This is a genomic window from Kaistia defluvii (genome assembly GCF_040548815.1).
Lineage (GTDB): Bacteria > Pseudomonadota > Alphaproteobacteria > Rhizobiales > Kaistiaceae > Kaistia > Kaistia defluvii_A.
The window spans coordinates 1,836,239-1,855,142 of sequence record NZ_JBEPSM010000001.1; the positions used below are offsets into that span (position 1 = coordinate 1,836,239).

Annotated in this window: 12 protein-coding genes and 2 tRNA genes; 9 read left to right on the forward strand and 5 right to left on the reverse strand. The window is 66.0% G+C overall.

All coding sequences use genetic code 11. From position 1 onward, the window contains the following. Window positions 1–193 precede the first annotated feature (193 nt). From ABIE08_RS08720 to ABIE08_RS08740, 5 genes are all read left to right on the forward strand, one after another. The gene (locus ABIE08_RS08720; protein WP_354550324.1) at window positions 194–6,592 is read left to right on the forward strand and encodes a hypothetical protein; all 6,399 of its coding nucleotides are present in this window, start codon (window positions 194–196) and stop codon (window positions 6,590–6,592) included. 222 nt (window positions 6,593–6,814) lie between these two features. Then, window positions 6,815–8,056, forward strand: coding sequence for an MFS transporter (locus tag ABIE08_RS08725; protein ID WP_354550326.1), 1,242 nt, complete (start codon window positions 6,815–6,817; stop codon window positions 8,054–8,056). Between the two features lie 93 nt (window positions 8,057–8,149). Beyond that, the gene (locus tag ABIE08_RS08730; RefSeq protein ID WP_266329490.1) at window positions 8,150–8,302 is read left to right on the forward strand and encodes a DUF3309 family protein; all 153 of its coding nucleotides are present in this window, start codon (window positions 8,150–8,152) and stop codon (window positions 8,300–8,302) included. 164 nt (window positions 8,303–8,466) lie between these two features. Beyond that, the gene (locus ABIE08_RS08735; protein WP_354550328.1) at window positions 8,467–9,708 is read left to right on the forward strand and encodes an MFS transporter; all 1,242 of its coding nucleotides are present in this window, start codon (window positions 8,467–8,469) and stop codon (window positions 9,706–9,708) included. A 100-nt stretch (window positions 9,709–9,808) separates the two neighbouring features. Next, on the forward strand, window positions 9,809–9,955 hold the full coding sequence (locus ABIE08_RS08740) for a DUF1127 domain-containing protein (RefSeq protein WP_266329492.1): 147 nt from the start codon (window positions 9,809–9,811) through the stop codon (window positions 9,953–9,955). A gap of 24 nt (window positions 9,956–9,979) precedes the next feature. Here ABIE08_RS08740 and ABIE08_RS08745 read toward each other — a convergent pair whose 3' ends face one another. Beyond that, a complete protein-coding gene (locus ABIE08_RS08745) occupies window positions 9,980–10,873 on the reverse strand; it encodes a trypsin-like serine peptidase (protein WP_354550330.1) in 894 nt (297 codons plus the stop codon). Window positions 10,874–11,044: 171 nt separating this feature from the next. On the opposite strand from ABIE08_RS08745, the gene ABIE08_RS08750 reads away from it, so the two are divergent. Both ABIE08_RS08750 and ABIE08_RS08755 read left to right on the forward strand, forming a co-directional pair. Next, on the forward strand, window positions 11,045–11,587 hold the full coding sequence (locus ABIE08_RS08750) for a sterol desaturase family protein (RefSeq protein ID WP_354550332.1): 543 nt from the start codon (window positions 11,045–11,047) through the stop codon (window positions 11,585–11,587). Between the two features lie 153 nt (window positions 11,588–11,740). Further along, on the forward strand, window positions 11,741–12,139 hold the full coding sequence (locus ABIE08_RS08755; protein WP_354550334.1) for a hypothetical protein: 399 nt from the start codon (window positions 11,741–11,743) through the stop codon (window positions 12,137–12,139). Between the two features lie 41 nt (window positions 12,140–12,180). Here ABIE08_RS08755 and ABIE08_RS08760 read toward each other — a convergent pair whose 3' ends face one another. From ABIE08_RS08760 to ABIE08_RS08770, 3 genes are all read right to left on the reverse strand, one after another. Further along, the gene (locus ABIE08_RS08760; RefSeq protein WP_354550336.1) at window positions 12,181–12,465 is read right to left on the reverse strand and encodes a DNA-binding protein; all 285 of its coding nucleotides are present in this window, start codon (window positions 12,463–12,465) and stop codon (window positions 12,181–12,183) included. A 173-nt stretch (window positions 12,466–12,638) separates the two neighbouring features. Beyond that, window positions 12,639–12,714: transfer RNA gene (locus ABIE08_RS08765), tRNA-Lys, on the reverse strand. A 61-nt stretch (window positions 12,715–12,775) separates the two neighbouring features. After that, window positions 12,776–12,851: transfer RNA gene (locus tag ABIE08_RS08770), tRNA-Lys, on the reverse strand. Window positions 12,852–13,077: 226 nt separating this feature from the next. Between ABIE08_RS08770 and ABIE08_RS08775 the strand changes: the two genes are divergently transcribed. Further along, window positions 13,078–15,285: an esterase-like activity of phytase family protein gene (locus ABIE08_RS08775; protein WP_354550338.1), complete on the forward strand. Its 2,208-nt coding sequence runs from the start codon at window positions 13,078–13,080 to the stop codon at window positions 15,283–15,285. A gap of 358 nt (window positions 15,286–15,643) precedes the next feature. On the opposite strand, the gene ABIE08_RS08780 is transcribed toward ABIE08_RS08775, so the two are convergent. Next, the gene (locus ABIE08_RS08780; protein WP_354550339.1) at window positions 15,644–17,212 is read right to left on the reverse strand and encodes a 2-isopropylmalate synthase; all 1,569 of its coding nucleotides are present in this window, start codon (window positions 17,210–17,212) and stop codon (window positions 15,644–15,646) included. A 396-nt stretch (window positions 17,213–17,608) separates the two neighbouring features. Between ABIE08_RS08780 and ABIE08_RS08785 the strand changes: the two genes are divergently transcribed. Continuing rightward, the gene (locus ABIE08_RS08785; protein WP_354550340.1) at window positions 17,609–18,697 is read left to right on the forward strand and encodes a glycosyltransferase; all 1,089 of its coding nucleotides are present in this window, start codon (window positions 17,609–17,611) and stop codon (window positions 18,695–18,697) included. The last annotated feature ends 207 nt before the right edge of the window (window positions 18,698–18,904 follow it).

Genomic DNA, 18,904 nt, shown 5'->3' on the forward strand with positions numbered 1-18,904 from the left:
GCTACGGGCAAGGGTGTGAAGGCCGATCTGGATCGCGAGTATGGCGTCTCCGGGGGACAGGCTGATCTACGGGTTGTGGCAATCTCGGCGCACGTATCAAGCGCTAGCTGTGTCCTGGAAGCATCCTGTTGCTTTTGACGGGTTCCCGTCGAAGCGGCCGACAGAGTATCGAGTACGGACGCGAGGCTAAAAAATGGCGAATACCCCGAAGTCCAAGGACCCGGTGGATGCAGCGCTCACCGCCGTGGAGGAGGCGCTCCGGATCGATTTCGACGCTCCGACGGCGGCGAGCCCCCGGGCACCCGCTGGAGGCGTTCCACGCGATCGCCGGCTTGAGCCCCCCAGACTTCAGGAGGCGCCCCGCAAGGGAGATGCGCCCCGCCGCGCCGATGCGCCGCGCAAGGTAGAAGCCCCAGCAGCGGCTGCGAATCGCGCCCTGCCCTCCCCGACCCGTTCCGAAGAAGCCGGCGCCTCGCCGCGCGGCCGCCAGTCCAGCCGCAACAGCCGCATGCCCGCCAATGACGACCGTCGCGTCGGCGGTGCCTCGCTGCCCGCGCGCCGTCCGTCGCGCCTGATCTATCCGCTCGCCTCGCTGTTCTCGATCGCCTGGGTCGGCGCCATTGCGGCCTATGTGAGCTCCGCCAATATCAGCCTGTTCTCCGGCGACAGCGCCGTGGGTTCGGCCCAGTTCACCAATATCGCGCTCGCCTTGGTGCTGCCGGTCGGCATCGTCTGGGGCATCGCCATGATGGTGGCCCGCGCCCAGGAAATGCGCATCGCCGCGCGCTCGATCTCCGATGTCGCCGCCCGCCTGTCCGAGCCCGAGGACGCCGCTTCCGAGGCAGTCGTCACCGTCAGCCAGGCCATCCGCCGCGAAGTCGCCGCCATGGGCGACGGCATCGAGCGGGCACTGGCCCGCGCCAGCGAGCTCGAACTGCTCGTCCATAACGAAGTCGCCGCGCTCGAACGCTCCTATTCCGACAATGAAGTCCGTATGCGCGGTCTGATCGACGACCTCGCCAACCAACGCGAAGCAATCGTCATCAATTCCGAGCGCGTCCGCACCTCGATCGTTTCGGCGCAGGAATCGCTGTCGAAGGATCTGGGCGAGGCGAGCGAGCAGATCGCCGCCAACATCATCGGCTCCGGCGACCGCATCACCCAGGCCCTGGCCGGACGCGGCGAAAACATCACCACGGCGCTCGGCACGGCCGGCGACGAGATGATCAGCAAGCTGTCGCTGCGCGGCGAGGATCTGGTCAACCGTCTGACCAGCGCCGCCACCGACGTCACCGAATCCTTCTCGCGCACCAGCGTCGAAGTGACGGACGTGCTGCTTTCGCGCAGCGCCGACATCAACGAGACGCTCGAGACGACCGGCCGCGCCATGGCCGAAACCGTCGCCGAGCGCGGCCGCGAGGTCAACGAGACCCTGGCCCGCGTCACGGAAGAGCTGACCGAAGGCCTCGACCGCCGCACCGCCGACATGACCCGCTCGATCTCGGTCACCGGCAACCAGGTCGCCGAGACGATTTCGCTGCACACCCGCGAAGTGAACGCGGCGCTCAAATCCAATGCGGACAGCCTGATCGTCGACCTGGCCCTGCGCGGCCAGGAGATCAATGACAAGCTCGACGAGACCGGCAACCGCATCGCCGACACCATTTCCGACCGCGGCGGCGACCTCGCCGACCGTCTGGCGCTGACCGGCGACCGGATCCAGGACGCCATCGCCATCGACGGCAGCGCGCTCGCGGAGCGGCTGACCTCGGCCGGCGACATCATGGCGACGCTGATCGAAGCCCGCACGGCGGCGCTGCGCGACACCATCGACGGCGCTTCCAACGCGGTCAACGAGACCTTTGACGCCCGCTCGGCCGAGCTGACCGAACGCCTCGCCACCGTCGGCGGCGAAGTCGCCAAGGCGATCGCGGTGCGCGGCCTCAAGGTCAACGAGACGATCATCGCTTCCGGCAACGAGATTTCCGAGACCATCGCCTCGCGCGCCGGCCTGCTGCATGAGCGGATCATCGAATCCGGCAAGCAGATCTCCGACACGATGGAGAGCCGTGGCACCGCCGTTTACGACCTGATCATCGAATCGAGCCAGCAGCTGGCCGATGCGATCGAGACGCGCGGCTCGGCCGTTCACCAGCGCATCCTGCATTCCGGCAACGAGATCGCCTCGACGATCGAGAGCCGCGGCACCGACATCCACGAGCGCATCCTCGCTTCGGGCAGCCGTTTCGCCGACGAGATCGCCAACCGCGCCGACAGCGCGCACCAGCAGATCCTCGCTTCCGGCACCGAACTGGCGGACGCGATCGAAAGCCGCGCAGGCGCCGTGCACCAGCGCATCCTCGCTTCCGGAACCGAGCTGGCCGACACGATCGAGAGCCGCGCCGAAGCCGCGCACCAGCGCATCATCGCTTCGGGCACCAACCTGGCCGGCGAGATCGAGAGCCGCGCCGAAGTCGCGCATGAGCGCATCCTGACCTCGGGCAGCAATCTGGTCGGCGAGATCGAGACGCGCGCCCAGGCGGCGCATGAGCGGATCCTGTCTTCCAGCGTCAATCTGGCCGGCGACATCGAGAGCCGGGCCGAGGCCGTGCACAAGCGCATCGTCGCTTCCGGCACCGAACTGGCCGGCGAGATCGAAAGCCGCGCCCAGGCGGTGCATGAGCGCATCCTTTCCAGCGGCACCGAGCTGGCGCAGGACATCACCGACCGCGCCGATGCTGTCCACCAGAGCATCATCGCGTCCGGCACCGACATCTCCGGCGAGATCGAGCGTCGCGGCCTCGATGCGCAGCAGCGCATCGTCAGCTCCGGCTCGGAACTGGCCGACGAACTGGCCAACCGCGCCACCGCGATCCACCAGCGCATCCTTTCCTCGGGCAGCGAGATCGCGGCCGAGATCGAAAGCCGCGGCACCGACGTGCATCAGCGCATCGTCAGCTCCGGTTCCGAGCTCGCCAACGAGATCACCAGCCGCGCCGAAGCCGTGCATCAGCGCATCATCGTCTCCGGCAGCGAAATCGCTGACGAGATCGAGAACCGCGCCTCGACCGTGCATCAGCGCGTGATCCAGGCCGGCACCGGCCTGATCGAGGAGATCGAGACCCGCACCGGCGCCGTACATGACCGGATCGTCACCGCTGGCTCGTCGCTGATCGGCGACATTGCCGGCCAGGCGAGCCTGGCGCAGGAGCAGATGCTGGAAGCCAGCGCCGGCCTTGCCGACCAGATCGCCAACCAGGCGCTCTCCGCGCATCGCCAGTTCATCTCGTCCGGCAATACGCTGATCGGCGAGCTGACCAGCCAGGCGCGCGCCGCGCATGAGGAGATCGTCACCTCGGGTTCGGGCCTGGTCGACCAGATCGCCAGCCATGCCCGCCTTGCCAACGAGCAGATCGTCGCGTCCGGCACGTCGCTCTCGGAAGAGATCGCCAACCAGGCCCGCGTCGCGCATGACCGGATCCTGACCTCCGGCTCCGAGCTCGCCAACGAGATCGAAGACCGCGCCAATGCCGTGCATCAGCGCATCGTCAGCTCCGGCGCCAATCTCGCCAACGAGATCGAGGGCCGCGCCACGGCCGTGCATGAGCGCATCGTCGCCTCGGGCACCGACCTGGCCAGCGAGATCGAGAACCGCGCCACCTCCGTGCATGACCGGATCGTCGATACGTCCAGCCGCTTCGGCGACCTGATCAACGATCGCGGCCTTGCCATCGCAACTGGTCTCGACGAGCGCTTCGCAGCGCTGCGCGACATCATCGAGGTTCGCGGCCCCGAACTGGTCACCCGCTTCGCCGATCGCGCCAACCTGATGGACACGACGCTGGCGGAACGCCTCGAAGGCTTCGGCGACGCGATCGAATCCAAGATCGGCGCTGTGTCCGAGACCCTCGACAGCAATACCCGGCGTATCGACGAGGCCCTGGACGCCCGCTCGGCCCAGATCAACCAGACCCTGATCGAGCGCACGCGCCACATCGCCGAGGCCTTCTCCAACGGCCAGGCCGAAATCGGCGCGATCATCGACGACCGCCTGTCGGACGTGACCAACCGTCTCTCCGATCGCACCCAGGCGCTTTCGGACATGCTGTCCGAGCGCTGGCAGTCGATCAACGAGACGCTGGGCGAAAAGGCCGTCGAGGCCGCCAACAGCTTCGACGCCCGCGCCGCCCAGATGGACCAGATCCTCTCGACGCGCCTCAGCGACATCAGCTCGACGCTCGGCCGTGAATCGGTCCGCGCCGCCGAGCAGATCGTCGGCTCGCTCTCGGACGCAACCGAGCAGCTCGTTGCTGCCTCGACCACGACCAGCGGCGCGCTGCGCGCCTCGGCAAGCGATGCCTCGCAGAGCCTGACCCAGTCGGCGGCGGACGCAACCCAGGTCTTCTCACAATCGGCAGCCGAAGCGACGCAGGCGCTGATGCAGTCGGTGGAAGACGCGTCGCAGAACCTCACCCGTTCGGCCGCCAATGCTTCCGAGAGCGTCACGCTTTCGGCCAATCAGGCATCGGAGGCCCTGTCGCAGGTGGCGAGCTCGACGGTCGAGCTGCTGTCGACCTCGAGCGCCGACGCGGCCGGTCACCTGTCGCGGGTTTCCGCCGAAGCGGCCGAGCAGATTTCGCGGGTCTCCCTCGAAGTCGAGCAGAGCCTGGGCGGTCGTGCGATGAACACCGCCAGCGCGCTGGAAGAACGGACCCGCGCCTTCAACGCGGTTCTCGAAACCCGCAGCGCGGAACTCGCCCAGTTGCTCGACGGGGAAGGCAACCGCCTCGTCGCAGCGATCGATCAGCGCAGCAACGACCTGACCAGCAGCGTCGCCACCGCCGGCGACACCATCGTCGACCTGCTGTCGACGAAGGGCTCCGAGATCGTCTCGATGGTGCTGTCGCGCACCGACGAGGCCGCCCGCGCCCTGATCGACAGCGGCGAGACCGTGTCGCGCAGCTTCGGCTCCACCAATGAGCGGCTCCGCACCGACGTGGCCGGCATCGTCGACCGCCTGGCGCAGTCGAACGAGATGCTCAATGCGCTGCTGACCCGCACTACCGAGAACCTGAACCAGATCGAGACGGGTCTCGCGACCCGGACCGGCGAGTTCGCCCAGGCGATCGAACAGGCGATCGGCGGCACGCAGAATTCCTCCACCCTGCTCGCTTCGCAGGTCGAGATGCTGCGCGACGTTTCGAAGGACGTGCTGGAAAATGTCGGCGCCATCGCCGGCCGCTTCGAGGACCAGGGCCGCTCGCTCAGCCTCGCCGCCAGCACGCTCACCTCGGCCAACAGCGAGATCGAAGGTTCGATCGAGCAGCGCCGCATCGCCCTCGACCAGCTCGCCCAGAGCCTTGCCGCCCGCTCGTCCGAGCTGGATGGCATGATGCGCACCTTCACGGAAACCGTCAGCACCTCGCTGAAGGATGCCGAGGATCGCGCTGCCGAGGTCGCCCGGATGCTCGCCCGTTCGAGCGAGACCGCCGCCAAGGGCGTTCTCGAAAATCTCGAGGGCATGCAGGCCACCGCCAGCAGCCAGAGCCAGAAGGCAGCCGACGCCGTCCGCGAGGCGAACCGCGCCCTGATGGACGACATGGCCGCCGTGGTGGCCCAGGCGACCAAGCAGTTCTCGGCCGCGACCGACGAAATGCGCTCCGCCGCCAAGGAGATGGCGCAGGATCTCGAGACCACCCGCACCGAACTGAAGCGTGGCGTGCTCGAACTCCCGGCCGAAACGCGCGAAAGCGCCGACGCCATGCGCCGTGTCGTCACCGACCAGCTGAAGGCCCTTTCCGAGCTTTCGGAAATCGTCGGCAAGCATGGCAAGTCGCTCGACGTCTCGGTGCCCGGCACGCCGGCTCCGGCGCCGCGCGGCCGCATCGCCGAGGCAGCGCCCTCCTTCGCCCGGTCGCAGCCGGCCGCCGCGCCGTCCCTCCGCCAGCCGGCACCCGAGCCGGTTCGCGCCGCGGCCGTCGCTCCGACTCCGGCGGCGCCTGCCCCGGTTGCCCAGCGCCCTGCCCCGGTTCGTCCGGCTCCTGTCGAGCCGGCCCGTCCCGCGGCTTCGGTCCGCCCGGCTCCGGCTCCGGCTCCGGCCCGCGCCGAGGCCAAGCCCGCTCCGGCCACGGAACAGGCCGAACCGCGCGGCTGGGTCTCCGATCTGCTGCGCCGCGCCTCGCGCGACGAAGACCACAGCGCCGCTCCGGTCGAGCGTCGTGAGGCGGAAGCTCCGGCTGCCGCCGCCGGCAACGGCGCGTCGCTCGGCAACCTCTCTTCCGACATTGCCCGGGCGATCGACCCGCGCGCGGCGGCGGAGCTCTGGGAGCGTCACCATCGCGGCGAGAAGAACGTCTTCACCCGCCGCCTCTACACGCTGGCGGGCCAGCAGACCTTCGACGAGATCCGCCGCAAGTATCAGAGCGAGGCGGATTTCAAGGCAGCGGTCGATCGCTATGTCGGCGATTTCGAGCGCCTGCTGAAGGAAGTGGCCCGCAACGGCCAGGACACGGCCGGCAACAATGCCTACCTCGTGTCCGATACCGGCAAGGTCTACACGATGCTGGCCCATGCGAGCGGCCGTTTCGACTGATCGACAAGGCACTGAAATCCCAAAAGGGCGCAGCCAAGGCTGCGCCCTTTTTCGTTGGAGCCCGCTCGTTGCGACCAGAAGGTCACACGGCCGGCTGCATTGCGATTAACGGGCTGTTCCGGATTGTCGCAGTCCCGGCGCGGGACTAGACAGGCCATTCTGACCATCGCGCCGGGCGTCGCTTCCGGCGCTCCCCGCATCAGAGGTCTGGACCTCCCTCCCATGCCCGACACCACGGCTGCGCACAGGCGCAAGAGCTTCGGCGCCTTCCAACATCGCGGCTTCCTGTTCTATTGGCTGTCCCGCCTCTGTGCGACCTTCGCCGTCAACATGGTGAGCGTCTCCGTCGGCTGGCAGGTCTATGACCTGACGCGCGATCCCTTCGATCTGGGCTTGATCGGACTGGTGCAGTTCCTGCCGGCGCTGCTGCTCGTCCTGGTAACGGGCTCGGTCGCCGACCGCTTCAACCGCCGCATGATCATGGCGCTCTGCCTGGCCGGCGAAGCCGTGGCCGTGATGGCGCTGCTGGCCTTCACCATCTCGGGCAGCGAGATGGTCGTCATCGTCTTCGGCATCCTGCTCTTCTTCGGCATCGTCCGCGCTTTCATGGGCCCGGCCTCGCAATCGCTCGCGCCCAATCTCGTGCCGACGCAGGATCTCGCCAGCGCCATCGCCTGGAATTCCTCCGCCTGGCAGATCGCGACCATCGTCGGCCCCGTCGCCGGCGGCCTGCTCTATGGCATCTCGCCCGAGGCGCCCTATGCCGTCGCGTTGGCCATGATGATCATCGGCGCGATCCTGATCCTGCTGGTGCCGAAGCCGGCTCAGAAGATCCTGGGCGACAAGGCGAGCTGGGAAACGGTGATCGCCGGCTTCCGCTATGTCTGGAAGGAAAAGATCGTACTGGGCGCGATCTCGCTCGACCTGTTCGCGGTCCTGCTTGGCGGCGCCACGGCGCTGATGCCGATCTTCGCGCGCGATATCCTGGATGTCGGCCCGTGGGGCCTCGGCCTGCTGCGCGCCGCGCCGGCTGTCGGCGCATTGACGGTGGCGGCCTGGCTCGCCTTCCATCCGATCCGCAACCATGCCGGCCTGCTGCTGTTCGCGTTTGTCACCATGTTCGGCCTGACCACCATCGTCTTCGGCCTGTCGACGCTGGTCTGGGTGTCGGTCGTCGCCCTCATCCTGATGGGCGCCAGCGACATGGTAAGCGTCTATATCCGCGAAACCCTGATCCAGCTCTGGACGCCGGACGCGGTGCGCGGCCGGGTGAACGCCGTCAACATGGTGTTCGTCGGCGCCTCAAACGAGCTTGGCGAGTTCCGGGCCGGCATGTCGGCCGCCGTTTTCGGCGCGGTCAGTGCGGTGGTGATCGGCGGCGCGGGCACGGTTGCCGTCGCGGCGCTGTGGGCCCGGTTCTTCCCGGATCTGCGCCGCGCCCGCCATCTGGACGGACGCCCCTGATCCCAACGAAAAAGAATGAGAGAGAGCGCGGTTCACGGAACCGAAACAGGCCCGCCGCATTGAGCTTTATATGAGCCAATTCGGGGAGCTGACATGAGTACCATTCTTCTCATTATCATCGTGATCCTGGTGATCGCAGCGCTGCCCAGTTGGCCCTACAGCTCCGGCTGGGGCTACTATCCGAGCGGCGGTCTCGGCCTGATCCTGATCATTCTGCTGATCCTGCTGCTGATGGGCAGGCTCTAGCCTGAACCACAAAATGGCCTCCCTCGGGAGGCCATTTTTCTTTTGGGCGTGGCGACGCCCGAATCGCTCCTAGCAGCGAACCCCTCGCGGATTGCATTCCAGCACTATCCCCGCGCCGCCCATTGCGGTAGCTGACGCATCCCTGCCTATGGATCGCGTCTCCCATGCACCACCCTGATTCCGCCGTCGACGAAGCCCGCACCTCGCGCGAACGAATGCTGGCCTGCCTGATCGTTGTCATCGCCACCCTCTCGACCATGGTGTCGATCGATCTGGTCCTGCCGGCAATTCCGACCCTGCCCTCGCTGCTGGGCGGCGATCCGCAGGCGGCGCAATATGTGCTCGCGACCTATATGGGCGGCTCCAGCATCGGCCTGATCCTGTTCGGCAGCATCGCCCATCGCTTCGACGCACGAAAGCTGCTGGCTTGGTCGCTGCTGGCCTATGCGATCGTTTCGGCGCTGGCGGCGCTTTCGACCGATATCTGGACGCTGAACGCCATCCGCGTCGTCCAGGGCGCCACCTCGGCCGGCGCCGCCGTCCTCCCCGCCCCCATGCTGCGCCGACTTTTCAGCGACACCGGCGCGGTGCGCGCCATTTCCGTCATCGGCAGCATCCAGTCGCTCGTGCCTGGCCTCGCCCCGCTGATCGGCGCGTGGCTGCTGCATGTCTCCGGCTGGCAGGCCTCGTTCATCGTGCCGGCCGTCCTGGGCGGGCTCGTCTCCATCGTCATCTTCCTCAAGCCGTCGCTGCTGCCGGCCAATCCGCAGATGCAGGCCGGCCAGACGCGCGGCGGCTATTGGGCGCTGCTCCGCAATCGGCCGTATCTGCGTTATGCGCTCAGCCACTCGCTGATCCTCGGCGGCCTGATCACCTTCGTCTTCAGCGCGCCCTACATCATGGTCGAGACGATGGGCGGCACGGTGGAGGCCTTCGTCCTGTTCCAGCTCCTGAGCGTCGCCATGTTCGTGGTGACCTCCAACCTCGCCGGCGTGTTCGTCCATCGCTGGGGTCCGGAACGGCTCGTCACCATCGGCACGCTGATGGTCGGCGCCTCGGCGATCGCCCTTCTGGTCTATGCCTTCGCCGGGGGCTCCAGCATCGTCGTGCTGCTGTTCATCATGCTTCCGGTTCCGGGCGGGTTGGGACTTCGCGGCGGCGTCGGCTTCGTCAAGTCGCTGGCGGCTTCCGCCCCCGACGAGGGGCGCGGCTCGGCGGCGCTGATGCTCGCGATCACGCTGCTGCCGACCATCGGCACGGCGCTCGTGGCGCCGTTCATCCAGTTCGGCCTCCCGGCGCTGGCCATCGCCTTCGCGGTCATCACCCTGCCGGCGATCGCCGCGATCTACCTGCTGCCGCGCTATGAGGGCTCGGCGATCAGCACGGCGGCGATGCATCTCGGCTAGTAGTCGCGCGCCGTGACAGCGTTCACAGCGCCCGGCCTGACGCTACGGTATCAACCCCTCGCCGACGGATGAACCGCCGGTCTTGCAGGGAGATACCATCATGAAGAACGCGCTCAACCTTCCGCGCTGGCTGCGTCGCCGCCAGGATCGCCGGATCCTGATGTCGATGGACGATCGCATGCTCGCCGATGTCGGCATCAGCCGGTCGCAGATTGACCTCTACATCTCCGGCGCGCGCGGCCGCTGAGATGACCAGGATCCGACCCCAGCGTCAGGAACCGCCGGCAGCCATTGCCCGGCCGGCGGCGAGAATGGCGGCGTCAGCCCCCAGGGCTGTGGTGACGCTGCCGCCCTTCTCGTTGTAGGGCGCGCCCTTGTAGCGCGGATCGCGCCACGGCCCCGTGGTGATGGTGATGCCGCGAAACACCAGTTGGCCATTGACGCGCGACAGGTTCATGCCGCCCGACGAGGCGCCGGTCGCATCGCAATCCGTCCGGAAGAACGAGGTCGCCGCCGCCGAGCGCGACTTGTTGATAGCGCGCCGCACCTGGCAGCCCTGCGCGACGGGAATATCGCGATCGACGTCCTTCTCCATCTCGGCCGGATGCGCGGTGATGACGATCAGCTTGTCGCCATTCTGCACCGGCACGTCCGGCGCGACCGGGAACGGCACGGCGCCCGCCAGGGGCTCGACCAGCCGCACGATCGCATAATCATTGTTCGATCCCGCCTTCGGCTTCTTGGAGCCGAAATGCGTCCGGTCGTCGACGATCAGGTCGATCATCGGCCCATCGACGCTCTGCGGGCGGAAGAAGCATTTCCAGCGCCGCTTGCCCGAGGGCTCGAAGAAGACATGCGCCGCGGTGAGGATCTGCTGGTTGGTCAGGAACAGCGCCGCAGATCCGACGGAAGGCGATGGCGACAGGCAACCGACATAGCCCGAGACGCTGCGGATGCGCGAAATCTCGCTGCGGGAGAGGCCAAGCGATGGCCCGATCTTGAGCAGCGAATCGCGGTCATCCGTGCCGTCGATGATGTTCACACGTTGCAGGAGCGGCGCCGACCGCCCAGGCTGCAGGTCCGCGAAACCGATCCGCGTCGAAAGATCCATGGCCTGGGAAGCGGCGGGAAGCAGCAGGGCGAGGCAGAAAGTGAGGATGCGCATGGGGCGACCATGCCATGCCGGTGCGGTGCCGTCACCTGCCTCTCGGGCTTGAAATGGGTGTCTCGAACATATTTGGTCGCACCCTCGGATCGCCACTTGTAGTGAAGCTGTTAAGCTGGCTCAATTCAAGATGACGCTCCTGTAGACGTGTATCCAGACTAGGTTGGCGAAATGCAGTTGAGACCCGTCACGTATTATTCCGACTTCGTCATCTACCCAATCACGCTAGCCGGGCTGGTCTTGGCTGTCGTGTTCTGGCAGGGACACATCAATCCTCTCGTCTGGATCGCCGCCTTTGGCGTCGGCCTGTGCGTGTGGACCTTCGCCGAGTATTGGATCCATCGCGGCATCCTGCATAACGTCGTCTATTTCCGCGATCTGCACGAGACGCATCACGCGGCGCCGACCGCGCTGATCGGCACGCCGATCTGGCTGTCCTTCTTCGTCATCGCCGCCGTCGTGTTCTGGCCGAGCTGGCACCTGTTCGGCTTCGGCGTCGCGAGCGGCTTCACGGCCGGCGTCACCACCGGCTATCTCAGCTACAGCTTCGTGCACCACGTGCTGCACCACTGGCACCCGCCGCACGATTCCTACCTGTACAGGGTCAAGCGCCGGCACGCCCTCCATCATCACAGCGGCGACGAAGGCAATTTCGGCGTCACGACGCTGTTTTGGGATCACGTCTTCGGAACGACGCTGCCGAAGCGGCGCTAGGCAGCTAGGGCCGCAGGGAATTCACCAGACACGCAGAGAGATAGCCGGCTAGACAGGCGGGAGGTGCAGACCGCGCTGCGGCCTACCTGATATCGAGCCCCCTACTCTCCGAAACCCCCGCGGCTGCGGCATACATGCCAACGTGGAATCAAGATGCGCATTTTTGGAATAATCGGCACGATCTGCGCACTTTTTGGATCACTCTTGTCACCGGCAGAGGCTCAACCAGTGGCAAGACAAGCAGAGCAGGCACTCATCATCCATCTGCCATTTGCCAATGCAGCTCATCCAGCAGAACGCCGAGCCATGGAAGAGCTTGGCGAACAACTAGCCCATGTGATCACCTCCAACGGCTTGGGAGAGTTTGACGGAGATGAATGGGGTGAAGGATGGTACATCTTCTTCATGTACGGCGAGAGCGCGGATAGGCTCTTCGATGCCGTTGGTCCAATAGTTGCGTCGAGCCCGTTATCCCGGGGAGGTCATGCAGTTCGACGATATGGCCCCGCCGACGCCCCAGACGCTCCTCAGGTCACGACGTCGTTTCACTAGAATACGCAGCCGAACTGGCCCGTCGGAATAACGCGGCTAACTCAGCCGTCATTCGCCGAGCTGAGCTCTTCCGGGCGCTTGCCCTCGTCGATATGGTTGCGCTGGAGCCGCACGCCGGGCCCGCCCTCGAGCATCTGGCCCTCGTCCTCGAAGATGATGCCGGCAGCCTGAAGCGTGTCCCGCAGCGTCTCGTAGACGTGCGGCGGCACGACCTCGCCGGCATCGAAGCGCAGCGCCGCATCAGCCGGAACACCCGCATGCCGCGCCAGATCCTCGACGCTCCAGCCAAGACCCGCCAGCGCCATCCTGCATTGAAGGACATTCATGTCGGCTCACCACTCCTTGTTGTCGTCGGGCCAGTAGACCATCCGCCCGCCCGCTGGGCAATCAACCGCGCGGACGCCGGGACGTTCCCGTATAAGTCGGGCAAGGCCGTGGGTCTGGCAAGGTCCGGAAACGAACAAGGCCGCCAGTCAGAGACTGGCGGCCTTGTCGAAGATGGTGGGTGCACTAGGGATCGAACCTAGGACAAGCTGATTAAGAGTCAGCTGCTCTACCAACTGAGCTATGCACCCATTCGCTGACATTACAGAGCGAAAACAAGAAGGCTCTGGAACCCGCGAACGGTCGGTAATTTGGTGGGTGCACTAGGGATCGAACCTAGGACAAGCTGATTAAGAGTCAGCTGCTCTACCAACTGAGCTATGCACCCATTCCGTGGCGGCCTCGAAGCCTTCGCCGCGACGCCCGGAACGAGGCGGTATGTAGCAAAGCGCTCCCGGCCTGTCCAGCCGCCCTTTCAATGGACTGTGGAAATCTTCGAAAGCCAGGCGGCGAGCCGCGGGAAACTGTCATTCTCCCGTCATGCGCGCTCGGTCTATTGCCGGCAATCCTTGGCGCTTTCCGCCCCGGACCTCTCTGAAATGATTGAGGAAACCATGCTCAAGCCGATCCTGCGCAGCGCGCTCGCAGCCAGCCTCCTGGCGGGCACCGCCCTCGCCTCCCACGCCGCGGAAAACTTCAACCGCATCGCGACCTTCCATGTCGTCGACAACCTGCCTGCCGATGCCGACGCGAAGAAGAAGACGGTCGCCGAGATCATCACCGCGACCGCCGACGGCAAGACGCTGGTCTATACCGACAGCCCCGGCGAGCGTATCGGCCTGATCGACATAACCGATCCGAAGGCCCCCAAGCCGGCCGGCACCGTCGCTCTCGGCGGCGAGCCGACCTCGACCGTCGTCGCCAACGGCTTCGCCCTGGTCGGCGTCGTCACCTCCAAGTCGAAGAGCGAGCCCTCGGGCCATCTCGCCATCGTCGACCTCGCCTCCAAGACCGTGAAGGCTACCTGTGATCTCTCCGGCCAGCCGGATTCGCTCGCCAAGAGCCCGGACGGCAAATTCCTCGCCATCGCGATCGAGAATGAGCGCGACGAGGACATCAACGAAGGCGCCATCCCGCAGCTGCCGGGCGGCAACCTGACCAGCTTCGCGATCGGCGCCGATGGTTCCGTCGACTGCGCCAGCAAGACGGTCATCGACGTCACGGGCCTTGCCGACATCGCCCCGACCGATCCCGAGCCGGAATTCGTCGATATCAACGACAAGAACCAGGTTGTTCTCACCCTGCAGGAGAACAACCACATCGTCATCGCCGACCTCGCCACCGGAAAGGTCGTGAAGCATTTTTCGGCCGGCACCGTCGATCTCGATGGCATCGACGTGAAGAAGGACGGCGTGATCGGCCTTTCCGGCAAGATGGAAAAGGTCGCTCGCGAGCCGGACGGCGTGCAATGGATCGACAATGAGCGGTTCTTCACCGCCAATGAGGGCGACTGGAAGGGCGGCTCGCGCGGCTTCTCGATCTTCAACATCGACGGCACGCTCGATTATGACTCGGGCACCGCGCTCGAATACGAGACCGTCCGCCTCGGCCACTACCCGGAAAAGCGCAACAAGAAGGGCAACGAGCCGGAAGGCGCCGAAGTCGGCACCTTCGGCGCCGACAAGCTGATCTTCGTCGGCTCCGAGCGGGCCTCGCTGGTCGGCGTCTACAAGGACGAGGGCGCCGGTAAGGCCCCAACCTTCCTGCAGGCGCTGCCGGGCGGCATCGGCCCGGAAGGCCTGCTCGCCATCCCCTCGCGCAACCTGTTCGTGACGGCCGCCGAAAACGATCTGCGCGAGGACGGCCTGATCGGCTCCGTCGTGACGATCTATGAGCGCAGCGACGCGCCGGCCGCCTACCCGACCCTCGTCTCGGCCGACAAGAACGGCAAGCCGATCGGCTGGGCCGCCCTCTCGGGCACGGTTGCCGACGCCAAGGAGGTCGGCAAGCTCTACGCCGTCATCGACAGCGCGCAGAAGATCGGCCGCATCCTGACCATCGACGCCACCCAGACCCCGGCCCTCATCACCGACGAGATGACGGTCACCAAGGATGGCAAGCCGGTCGAGAACCTCGACCTCGAAGGCATCGCGCTTTCGAGCGATGGCGGCTTCTGGCTCGCCTCGGAAGGCAATCCCGAGCGCGAAAAGAACAAGACGCAGTCCTCCCTCGTCCGCGTCGACGCCAAGGGCGTGGTTCAGGAAGAGATCGCCCTGCCCGAGGCGCTGGCGCAGCACGCCACCCGCTTCGGCTTTGAAGGCGTGACGGTGGTCGGCACCGGTGCGGACGAGACGGTCTGGGTGGCCGTGCAGCGCGAATGGAAAGACGATCCCAAGGGCTTCACCAAGCTCCTCGCCTACAAGCCTGCGTCGAAGGAATGGGCGGCCGTGCTCTACCCGCTCGACAAGGCGGAAAAGGGCTGGGTCGGCCTGTCCGAGCTGACCGCCGTTCCCGGCGGCCTCGTCGCCATCGAGCGCGACAACCAGATCGGCCGCGACGCGAAGATCAAGAAGCTGACCTTCGTCTCGCTGGACGGCGTCAAGCCGGCGCCGCTCGGCGGCGAGCTGCCCAAGGTCGCCAAGGAAGACCTCTACGACCTGCTGCCGGCCCTGCAGGCGACGAATGGCTACGTCCTCGACAAGATCGAGAGCTTCGCCATCGACGCCGCCGGCAATGGCTATGCGATCACCGACAATGACGGCGTCGACGACCATTCCGGCGAGACGCAGTTCCTCCGCCTGGATTTCTCCCTGCCGGAATAAGACGGCATTCGGATCGACGGAAACGGCGTCCTGCGAAAGCAGGGCGCCGTTTCGCTGCTGGGGACGCTATTTCACTCGGCGGGGACGGATTCCAGGGCTGGCCCAAAGCTCCGCCATCATCCTGAGTTGCCCGGCGAAGCCGGGCCTCGAAGGAGGGTCCAGTGACCACGCAGGCCGGGCACGATCGTATGCGGCGAGAGGCGTCACGCTGGATCCTCCTTCGAGGCTTCGCTCTCGCGAAGCGCCTCAGGATGATGGCGGAGCAACCGTCGTTGAAGGCCCCTATCCGCGAAAGTGCCGTCACAAACGAAAACGGCCGCGTCATCGACGCGGCCGTTGGCATTCAAACGTCACCCGATCAGGCGTTAACGGCCTGGGCGTGCTGGCGCTGGCGCTTCACCGTCAGCTTGTTCAGGCTGGAGAGATACGCCTTGGCCGAGGCAACCATCGTATCCGGGTCGGCGCCCTTGCCGGTGACCGACTTGCCGTCTTCCTCGAGCCGGACCGAAACCTCGGCCTGCGCGTCGGTGCCTTCGGTGACCGCGTGCACCTGATAGAGCGACAGCGTCGCCTCATGCGGCACGATCGCCTTGATCGCGTTGAAGATCGCGTCGACCGGGCCGTTGCCGGAGACTTCCTTGGTGACGTGCGAACCCTCGACGTCGAGGCTGATGATCGCCTTGGCGGCGCCGCCGGTGCCGGCGATGACGGTCAGCGACAACAGGCGAATCGATTCGGCGGCGGTAGCGACCTCGTCGCCGATCAGCGCCTCGATGTCCTCGTCATAGACATGCTTCTTGCGGTCCGCCAAATCCTTGAAGCGCTTGAAAGCGTCTTCCAGGGCATTGTCGCCGACCTCGTAGCCCAATTCCTTCAGCTTCTCGCGGAAAGCATGGCGGCCCGAATGCTTGCCCATCACGAGCGAGGTCGCCTTCACGCCGACGCTCTCCGGCGTCATGATCTCGTAGGTCTCGGCGTTCTTCAGCATGCCGTCCTGGTGGATGCCGCTTTCATGCGCGAAGGCGTTCCGGCCGACGATCGCCTTGTTGTACTGGACCGGGAAAGCCGAGACGTTCGAGACCATCTTCGAAGCGCGGGTCAGCATGGTCGCGTCGATATTGGTGTCATAGGGCATGACATCGCGGCGGGTGCGGATCGCCATGACGATCTCTTCCAGCGCCGCATTGCCGGCGCGCTCGCCGAGGCCGTTGATCGTGCATTCGATCTGGCGGGCACCGCCAGCGATACCCGCCAGCGAATTGGCGACGGCCAGGCCCAGATCGTTATGGCAATGGGTGGAGAAGATCGCCTTGTCGGAATTGGGAACGCGCTCGATCACCTGGCGGAACATGGCCGCATATTCTTCCGGCACGGCATAGCCGACCGTATCGGGCAGGTTGATCGTCGTGGCGCCGGCCTTGATGGCGGCGTCGACGCAGCGGACCAGATATTCGATCGGCGTACGGGTGGCGTCCATCGCGGACCACTCGACGTCCTCGACCAGGTTGCGCGCCTGCGCAACCGTGGCGGCGATGATGTCGAGCACCTGCTCCTCGGTCTTGCGCATCTGATGCGCCAGATGGATGGGCGAGGTCGAGACGAAGGTGTGGATGCGCGAACGCTTGGCGACGCGGACCGCCTCGCCGGCGCGGATGATGTCGCCGGAAATCGCGCGGGCGAGGCCGGCGATGGTGACATTGTCACCGGCGCGCTTGGCGATCTCGTGCACGGCCTCGAAATCGCCCTGGCTGGCGATCGGGAAGCCGGCTTCGATCACGTCGACGCCCATGTCTTCGAGCAGTTCGGCGACTTCGATCTTTTCTTCGAACGTCATCGAGGCGCCGGGGCACTGCTCGCCGTCGCGCAAGGTCGTGTCGAAGATGACGATCCGGTCCTTGGACGAGGACGAGTTGGCATTCGCGGTCATTCTGGTCTTCCTTATCGGGTGCCCGACGCGCGCATGGCGATCAGGGCATGAATGGCGGAGGTCTTCGCTTTCATTCCCCTGAGTGCCCGCCCGACATGGGGCAGCCGACGCTCAGGGGCGTCTAAGGAGAAGCAGACCACGAAGAGCGGACATGGCACGGCCGGTCGCGTCGGACGCAACCTGGAACCCGGAACCATGAATCGTGAAGAGCCGCACGCTCTCGCCCTCGTTTGCATTCCGCCGGACCGCGCGGCGTCACGCCGGGATCAGACTGCAAGACCCATAGCAAAGGACCCCTATCGGAAGCAAGGCGACAATCGGGCCTTCGCCGTTTCTGTTGCATGGGGATTTGGCGGGTTGCTATAGACCACGCGAAGCAGAGGACCGGGCCCCACCATGACCGTCGACGAAGCCAGGACGCGTGGCGGCCGCCCGTTGCGCATTCTCGATATCAACACGCGCCTGTTCCATCATGCAGCCCCCGACCAGACCGACTTCTTCTGGTCGGGCCGCAAGCCCGGCGGCGCGAACGCGCCCCTGCTCGGCCCCGGCGCCTTCTTCCGCACGATGCGAATGCTGCGCGACGGCGACTATGACCTCGTCGTCGTGGACGGGCCGACGCTTCCCGCCTGGCATCCGCGCACCTGGCTGACGGCGTTGCGCGATTATCACGTGCGCGCGCCCAAGGCGCTGTTCGCCATTGCCGCCACGCGGCTGATGCATCGCTTCCACGACGTCCCCGTGGCGGTGATCGACATCAATGATTCCTTCGGCGTGGGGAAGCACAATTTCCGCCTGATCGACCGCTGCCACAGCTATTTCAAGCGCGAGCTCACCGCCGACAAATGGCAGGTGTTCTTCAAGTCGAGCCATTGGGACCTGCCCGGCCGGCGCTGGCGGCTGAAGAAGAGCTCGCAGCGCCGGATCCACAAGCTGAAGCCGATCCATCTCGGCTATCCCGGCCGGCTCGCCAGCCAGCCGACGACGGTGAAGACGTCGGACGTGTTCTTCGCCGGCGACACGCACCCGAATAGCAGCGTGCGCAGCGAAGGCATCGAGGAATTGCTGGCGCTGCGCAACGAGGGCTACATCATCGACGTGCCGGATGGCCCGCTCGATCGCGCCACCTTCCACCACCGCCTCGCCTCGGCCCGGCTTGCCTGGTCGCCAATGGGCTATGGCTGGGATTGCTACCGCCACTATGAGTCGAGCGAACTCGGCACCGTGCCGGTGATGAACTATCCGACGATCTGCCAGCACAGACCGTTCCGCAATGGCGAGCATTGCTTCTACTATTCGCCCGAACCCGGCGGCCTCTCGCGCGCCGTGCGCGGCGCCCTGCAGGACCCCGACCGCCTCGCCGGCATGGCCGTCGCGGCGCGGGCGTTCACGCTGGAGAACCACACGATCCGCGCCCGCGCGGAATATGTGGTGACTACGGTGCTGGAGCGTTCGCTGGACGGAGAACCAGCGGCGGTGGCGTGAGGGCTGCCGGGTCCGCGAAGAGGAGATCCCTACGTTGACATCGTAGGGGCAGAGGTTCGGTTGCTACGAGGCTGTAAAATCACCCTCACCTCTCCCTGAAGGAGAGGTCGGCGGCCAAAGGCCGGCGGGTGAGGGTTTACGGCCTCCGCAAGCTGGCGCCTCACATCCGCAGCCTTGTCCTGAGGGTTCTCTAACTCCTCGGCCGGA